At 62.6% G+C, this 7,024-nt stretch carries 4 protein-coding genes; 1 reads left to right on the top strand and 3 read right to left on the bottom strand.

Translation table 11 applies throughout. The features are described 5' to 3' along the window. Window positions 1–416: 416 nt before the first annotated feature. Together ACF8K2_RS22140 and rlmKL are read right to left on the bottom strand one after the other, a co-directional pair. Entirely contained in the window at window positions 417–2,810 is a 2,394-nt protein-coding gene (locus ACF8K2_RS22140) for a diguanylate cyclase (protein WP_392467630.1), read from the bottom strand. 92 nt (window positions 2,811–2,902) lie between these two features. Next, entirely contained in the window at window positions 2,903–5,095 is a 2,193-nt protein-coding gene (rlmKL, locus tag ACF8K2_RS22135; RefSeq protein WP_392467628.1) for a bifunctional 23S rRNA (guanine(2069)-N(7))-methyltransferase RlmK/23S rRNA (guanine(2445)-N(2))-methyltransferase RlmL, read from the bottom strand. A 546-nt stretch (window positions 5,096–5,641) separates the two neighbouring features. Between rlmKL and rmf the strand changes: the two genes are divergently transcribed. Next, window positions 5,642–5,857, top strand: coding sequence for a ribosome modulation factor (rmf, locus tag ACF8K2_RS22130; RefSeq protein ID WP_079227119.1), 216 nt, complete (start codon window positions 5,642–5,644; stop codon window positions 5,855–5,857). 97 nt (window positions 5,858–5,954) lie between these two features. Here the strand turns inward: rmf and ACF8K2_RS22125 are convergent, their stop codons facing one another. Continuing rightward, window positions 5,955–6,980: a quinone-dependent dihydroorotate dehydrogenase gene (locus ACF8K2_RS22125; protein ID WP_186557254.1), complete on the bottom strand. Its 1,026-nt coding sequence runs from the start codon at window positions 6,978–6,980 to the stop codon at window positions 5,955–5,957. Window positions 6,981–7,024: the final 44 nt, after the last annotated feature.

The following is a 7,024-nucleotide window of genomic DNA, read 5'->3' as shown; positions in this document are numbered from 1 at the left end:
CGTCCGACTATCCACCATACCTGCCACTATCGCCAGATAACGCCAGCCCAGTCGCCGCCACTAACTTCGCGACTTCAGGAGGCCGAGCGTAGGTGTCTGGAGGGCCAGGTGCGTCAGCACCCTTCGGCGTAGCCGAAGGCGCGAGATGTAGATTTGCGCAGCAAATCGTAGGCCGCGCGGGCCCGGAAGACACCGAAGCGAGGGGACCCGAAGCGCAGCGTAGGGCCGGATGGTGGAGCGCAGACTTTTTTGGTTACTTTTGGCTGGGCCGGCACACCGGGCGTTTGCCAAAAAGTGACCCGCCGTAAGGGCGGAAGGGTGCCGAAATATCACCATCGTGAATGGATAATCACACAAAACACATGGAATCAGACAAATCAGGAAATCAGGAAATCAGGAAATCAGCCACTAACCCCTCAAAGCAACACCACCTCAACCCGATCCCGACCCGCCTGCTTAGCCGCATAAACCCCAGCATCCGCCCGCAACAACAAAGCATCAGCCCCCTCCCCCGACCGCCACCCAGCCACCCCAAAACTCGCAGTAACCCGCCCAACCCCCTCAATCGCCAAACTCCGCACCCCCTGCCACAACTCCAACGCCAACCACCGCGCCTGCTCAGCATCACTCCCCGGACACAGCACCATGAACTCCTCCCCACCCAACCTGCAAAACACATCGCTACGGCGCAACCGCTGGCCAATGTGCTGGCACAGGCTACGCAACACATGGTCACCCACCGCATGCCCATACTCATCGTTGATGCGCTTGAAATGGTCGATATCGAGCATGATCACCGCCAGCTCCAGACCCTCACGCTGGGCCCGTTCCAGCTCGCTCTTGAGCCGCTCCTGGAAGTAGCGACGATTATGAATACCGGTCAGCACATCAGTGATCGACAGCGCTCGCAGCTCTTCCTCAACCCGCTTGGTATCAGACACATCCGTCAGATAGCCATGCCACAAGGTGCAGCCGTTATCGCCAATCTCCGGCGTCGCCTCGCCCCTCACCCAGCGCAGCCCGGCCCGCGGCAGAACCACGCGATACTCCTCCCGCCACGGCGACAGATGCTCGGCCGAGTAACGCACCGAACGCCGTACCCGCTCCAGATCGTCCGGATGAATGCGCTCGAATACCACCGTCGCATCCTCGCCCAACAACTGCAGGTCGACCTCGTAGATGTCGTACAAACCCTGGCTGGCATAGGGAAAGCACGAATGCCCGTCGGCATCCAGGCGGTACTGGTAGATACCTCCCGGCACCTCGGCGCTGAGCTTTTCCAGCAGCCGATCACGCGCAGCGAGCGCCTCATGCACCCGACGCCGCTCGGTCACGTCGATACAAATCGCCAGATAGCCCACCCACAAGCCCTGCTCGTCGAGCACCGCAGTCACCAGCATATTGGCCAACAAGTGGCTGCCGTCCTTGCGCACCAAAGTCCACTCGCCGGGCTCTGCGCCGGCCTCTTGCACGGTTTCGGCGAACATTGCCTGGCCGCCGGCGATCTCCCGCCCGTAACGCACGGTCAAGGCATGCGCTCGCTGGCCGAGTTCTTCAGCTTCGACCAAGTCGGCAAGGTTCAGCTGTCCAACCGCCTCACCGGCCGAGTAGCCCAGCATGCGTTCGGCGCCGGCATTGAAGGTGCCGACCACACCCTTGAGGCTGGTAGCGATGATTGCCACCTGGGTCGCTGCATCGAGCACACTGCGTAACTGGTTGTGGGTGCCGCGCAGGGATTGTTCACTGATGCGCAATTGCGCCGTGCGCTGTTCGACCAGCCGCAAGGCGCGCTGACGTTGGCTGAACAGGCTGTACAGCAAGGCGCTGAGCAACACGCTCAGCAGACCTCCGAGCAATGCCACGGTGTGCACCGCCGAAGAACGGTTGGCCTGCAGAAAGGCCTGGCTGGGCCGGATCGACAGCTGGTAGTGATGATCGGCCAAATGCAGCAAGTGGTTGCTGGCCATCGGGATCTGCGCGACCGGATTCTGCGAGTCGTACAGCGCTTCCTGGCCATTGCTCCCGGAGGTGTCGAGTATGCGCACCACCAGGTTATCGTCGGCCGGCGGCGGCAGGCCCTCGGCGATCAGCTGGCGCATGCTCAGCAGCGCCATGACATAGCCGCTGGGCGCATTGTCTGGCCCGCGCTCGGCGAAGACTGGCGCCACCATCAGCAGGCCACGGGCATACACCGGCTCGACATTGATCATGTCCAACGGGGCCGACACCGCCATGCTCCCCGGCGCCGACGCTCGCGCCAATGTGGCTTCACGCAGCGGCTGGCCGAGCAGATCCAAGCCATAGGGCTGCCCCTGCAACGTCGCCGCCTGGGTATAGAGCACGGGATAAAAACGCTCGCGCGCCGCTGCTGGCTGCAACACGCCTTGCGCGTCCTGATCGCGGATGTGATAAGGCTGGCCGAGCCAGGCACTGGCCTGACGCTCGAAGCTTTCTCGCTGCCCGACTTCTACCCTGGGTGCCCAGGAATAGGCCTGGGTGCGATGCAACAGCGGTTTGACGTAGCCATCGAACTCACGCGGGGTGATTTCGCTTGAGTAGCTGAAGAATCGGCGCAGCCCATCCAGGCGCTGCTCCTGATCATCGAAGCGTTCGGCGATGCGGCTGTAGCGCTCATTGGCCAGCAGCTCGAAGCGCTGGCGCAACTGCTGCTTGTAGAAGGTCTGTGCGGCAATGGCCAGGGCGGCCGTGAGCAGGCCGCCAGCCACCAGGGCCACCAGGGCGACCGCCCAAGCGGACAGCGCCTGGCTGAACAGGCCGAACACCTTCGCACGCACGCCACACTTGGACATAGAGCATTCTCGTCACGTCAGCGTCCTGCGAATTGTCCGGCCCTAGCTATTTATAGCCATTGGCCACTAGCGACGCAATGTACCTCGTCGCCTCAACGCAGTTGCAAACGCCATGCCCGGTGAATCTTGCTGTTACGCGCAAAGTCCGGGTCGACGGTCTGGGCGCTGATCTCCTCCACGGCGTAGCGTGCGCTCAGGCTCTCGTCGAGCTGGAACTTGCGGAAGTTGTTGGAGAAGTACAGCACGCCACCCGGCGCCAGACGGGCCAGGGCCAGGTCGAGCAACTGCACGTGGTCCCGCTGCACATCGAACACGCCTTCCATACGCTTGGAGTTGGAGAAGGTGGGTGGGTCGATGAAGATCAGGTCGTAGCTCTCGCGGCAGTTCTCCAGCCAGGCCATTACATCGCCCTGCTCCAGGCGATGGCGATCGGAATAGCCATTGAGCGACAGGTTACGCCGCGCCCAGTCCAGGTAGGTCTTGGACAGGTCGACGCTGGTGGTGTCGCGCGCGCCGCCTTTGGCGGCATGCACAGTGGCAGTGGCGGTGTAGCAGAACAGGTTGAGGAAGCGCTTGCCGGCAGCCTCGCGCTGGATGCGCATGCGCATCGGGCGATGGTCGAGGAACAGCCCGGTGTCCAGGTAGTCGGTGAGGTTGACCAGCAGCTTGACGCCACCTTCCTTGACTTCCTGGAAGCGCCCTTCGGTAGCCTGACGCTCATACTGGCGGGTGCCACTCTGGCGCTCGCGACGCTTGAGCACCACACGCTGCGGATCAATGCCCAGCGCCTGGGGAATGGCCGCCAGTGCATCGAGCAAACGGCCTTGGGCCTTATCCGGGTCGATCGAGCGCGGTGCGGCGTATTCCTGCACGTGCACCCAATCCTGATAGAGATCGACTGCCAGGGCGTACTCAGGCATGTCGGCGTCATACAGGCGGTAGCAATCGACCTGCTCGCGGCGGGCCCACTTGCCCAGTTGCTTGAGGTTTTTCTGCAAGCGGTTGGCGAACATCTGCGCGCCTTCGGACAACCGCGCCGGCTCGCTGGCCACCGCCAGCGGACGTGGGCTGTCGACTTCTTGCGACTCGGACGAGCGACGCTCGCCAGTGACGAACTGATCGGGTTGAACCTTGAACAGCAGCAGTTTGCACGGCAGCGCGCCGTTCCAGAAGGCGTATTGCTTGTGGCTGCGGATCCCCATGCGCTTGCCCAGCTCAGGCGCACCGGTGAACACCGCAGCTTCCCAACCCAGGCAGGCCTGGCGCAGGCGTTCGCCAAGGTTCTGGTAGAGGTAGAGCAAGCTGGCTTCGTCACCCAGGCGCTCGCCATAAGGCGGGTTGCTGATGACCAGGCCTTTTTGATTCTGGTCAGGACGCGGCTCGAAGCTGCCGACTTCACCCTGGTAGATCTTCACCCAGTCCGCCAGGCCGGCACGCTCGACGTTGTTGCGCCCCGGCTGGATCAGCCGTGGATCGGCCTCATAACCGCGAATCCACAGCGGTGGCTTGGCCAAGCCAGCCTCGGCGCGGGCTGCCGCCTCGTCGTGCACCTTGCGCCACAGCGCCGGCACGTGACCGAGCCAGGCGCTGAAACCCCAACGCTCGCGCTTGAGGTTGGGGGCGATGTCGGCGGCGATCATCGCCGCTTCGACCAGGAACGTGCCCACGCCGCACATCGGGTCGGCCAGGGCGCCGCCTTCGGCGGCAATTCGCGGCCAGCCGGCGCGGATCAGCACGGCCGCCGCGAGGTTTTCTTTCAGCGGCGCGGCGCCTTGCTGCAGGCGGTAGCCACGCTGGTGCAAGCTGTGCCCGGAGAGGTCGAGCGAGAGAATCGCCTCGCCACGGTCCAGGCGCAGATGTACGCGCAAGTCCGGGTTGAGCTTGTCCACCGAAGGACGCAGCCCTTCACGGTTACGCAGCTTGTCGACAATCGCGTCCTTGACCTTCAAGGCGCCGAAGTGGGTGTTGTCGATCCCCGAACCATGCCCGCTGAACTCCACGGCCAGGGTGCCATCGGCGGTCAGGTGATCCTGCCAGTCGACGGCGTTGACGCCGTCGTACAGGTCATCGGCGTTCTTCATCGAGAAGCGCTTGAGGACCAGCAGCACGCGGTTGCCCAGGCGCGACCAAAGGCACAGGCGGTAGGCGGTTTCCATGTCGGCCTCGCCACGAATCGCCGAGGTGTGCTCACGCACCTCCTCCAGACCAAGGCCACGGGCCTCTTCGGCAAGCAGGCCTTCCAGGCCCTTGGGGCAGGTGAGATAAAGTTCGAAACGGTCCGACATGAGTAATCCAGAGCCTTTGGCTATTTAAGTGACGGGTCGACGCATCGTCCCGCCGATGTTTACCCGAGCGCCCTTTTCACAGGCGCTCGGGTGGCGCTGCGTGCAGAGCAAGCGCCAGGCCACCCGACAGTTAAGCACTCACCTGGGTGAAAACGCTTTGATCGTCGGGCAGTGTGAAAATTTCGTGGGTTCGCGGGGAAGGCGTGACCCTTCGTCGCATTACCAATTATTTCAGTCATGTGCCGGAAACAATGGCCAAATGACTGCAACCGCCACTAAACCCTGATCATAGCGGGCTAAAGCCTAAACAGGGTTGAGTCGCATTTATTTACTTATCCTTTCATCGGCAGAAAGGTTACGTCCTTATGACAAATCGATCATTCACACTGTGACTCGCATTCGTTAGAACTGAACTCAGGTCGTTTCGCAATGGAACGACACTTCTGCTCGCGACGCCGGCAGCGAGCGCAAAACCGGCAGAAAGATTCTGCCCGGCCTCAGAGAGGCCGACGGGACATTACAGTCAACAAGTGAGGGCAACACCCTATGAGAAGACTTAAGCGTGATCCGTTGGAAAGAGCATATTCACGTGGCTACCAGTATGGGGTCACCGGCAAATCTCGCGAACTTTGCCCCTTCACCCTTCCATCCGTTCGCCAGGCCTGGATCAACGGCTGGCGCGAAGGTCGCGGAGATAACTGGGACGGTATGACCGGCACCGCTGGCATCCATAGACTCAACGAAAATCACGCCGTTGGCTGAACGAGGACATTGAATTCGAGTCACCATGCACGCCCCATCCGGGCGGCGGGCTACGGCCCAGGGGCCCCTTGATGGGGCCCTTTTTTATGCCCCGCCGTTACTGGCGCGGCATGGCAGCGATGGCATCCACCGCCTGGCGAATCAACGCCGGGCCCTTGTAGATGAAGCCCGAATAGATCTGTACCAGGCTCGCACCCGCGGCGATCTTCTCGGCAGCATGCCGGCCTTCGGTAATCCCGCCCGCAGCGATGATCGGCATCCGCCCGGACAGCTCGCCCGCCAGCACCTTCACCGTGTGGGTGCTTTTTTCCAGCACTGGAGCCCCCGACAGCCCACCCGCCTCGCCGCCGAACGGCAGGCCTTCGACGCCTTCGCGAGACAGCGTGGTGTTGGTGGCGATCACTGCATCCATACCCGACTCGAGCAAGGCCGCCGCTACCAGGGCAGTTTCTTCATCGGTCATGTCCGGGGCGATCTTGATCGCCATCGGCACGCGCTTGCCATGCTCGCTCGCCAGTTGCTCGCGGCGCACGGCCAGGGCATCGAGCAGTTGCTTGAGCGAGTCACCGAACTGCAGCGAACGCAGGCCCGGGGTATTCGGCGAGCTGACGTTGACGGTGATATAGCTGGCGTCGTTGTAGACCTTCTCCAGGCCGATCAGGTAGTCGTCAACCGCGCGCTCGACCGGGGTGTCGAAGTTCTTGCCAATATTGATGCCCAGGATGCCGTCATAGCGCGAAGCCCGCACCCGCGTGAGCAAATGATCGACGCCTAGGTTGTTGAAGCCCATGCGGTTGATGATCGCGCTCGCCTCTGGCAGACGGAACAGGCGCGGCTTGGGGTTGCCCGGTTGCGCACGCGGGGTCACGGTACCGATCTCGACGAAGCCAAAGCCCAGCTGGGCGAAGCCATCGATGGCCGCGCCATTCTTGTCCAAACCCGCGGCCAGGCCTACCGGGTTGGCAAAGTTCAAGCCCATGACGGTCACCGGGGTTGCTGCCGGCTGCTTGCACAGCAAGCCATTGAGCCCCAGCCGGCCACCTGCGCCGATCAGGTCGAGGGACAGGTCGTGGGAGGTTTCCGGAGAAAGCTTGAACAACAGCTGGCGGGCCAGGGTATACATGGGCGGGCAAGACTCGGGGATGAGTGAGGGGGCGATTATAGCCA

The organism is Pseudomonas sp. xss_2, from assembly GCF_043104195.1.
GTDB lineage: Bacteria > Pseudomonadota > Gammaproteobacteria > Pseudomonadales > Pseudomonadaceae > Aquipseudomonas > Aquipseudomonas urmiensis.
Note: the sequence above shows the minus strand (reverse complement) of the source record. Positions and strands in the feature narration are given on the sequence as shown.